Source organism: Rhizobium sp. SVR5-2C, assembly GCF_056755115.1.
In genome coordinates this window covers 1-479 of the sequence record NZ_JBNDHT010000331.1, presented here as the reverse complement: position 1 = coordinate 479, position 479 = coordinate 1, and the positions used below count along the sequence as shown (strand labels likewise).

The window sequence follows — 479 nt, the reverse complement described above, 5'->3', positions numbered from 1 at the left end:
GAACTGACCTCGGCCCGGGTGATCATCTCCGGCGGCCGCGCCCTCGGCTCGGCCGAGAAGTTCAAGGAAGTCATCCTACCCGTTGCCGACAAGCTGGGTGCGGCCGTCGGCGCTTCGCGCGCGGCGGTCGACGCCGGCTACGCGCCGAACGACTGGCAGGTCGGTCAGACCGGCAAGGTCGTCGCTCCTGATCTCTACATCGCCTGCGGCATCTCGGGTGCGATCCAGCATCTCGCCGGCATGAAGGACTCGAAGGTCATCGTCGCCATCAACAAGGACGAGGAGGCACCGATCTTCCAGGTGGCCGACTACGGGCTGGTCGCCGACCTGTTCGAAGCCCTGCCGGAACTGCAGAAGGCGCTCTGACGGAAAGGTACGGCGTCGATGGACACGGAACTCCCCGAACGCGAGGCGATGGAATTCGACGTGGTGATCGTCGGCGCCGGGCCAGCCGGTCTGTCGGCTGCGATCCGGCTGAA

2 protein-coding genes are annotated in these 479 nt (G+C 66.4%); both read left to right on the top strand.

Annotation, left to right across the window (positions count from 1 at the left end):
• A partial coding sequence (locus ACPYOI_RS35965; RefSeq protein ID WP_481424156.1) for an electron transfer flavoprotein subunit alpha/FixB family protein occupies nt 1-366 on the top strand: 366 nt, incomplete at its 5' end.
• Nucleotides 367-384: 18 nt separating this feature from the next.
• On the top strand, nt 385-479 hold a 95-nt coding region (locus tag ACPYOI_RS35960; RefSeq protein WP_481424157.1), incomplete at its 3' end, for an FAD-binding protein.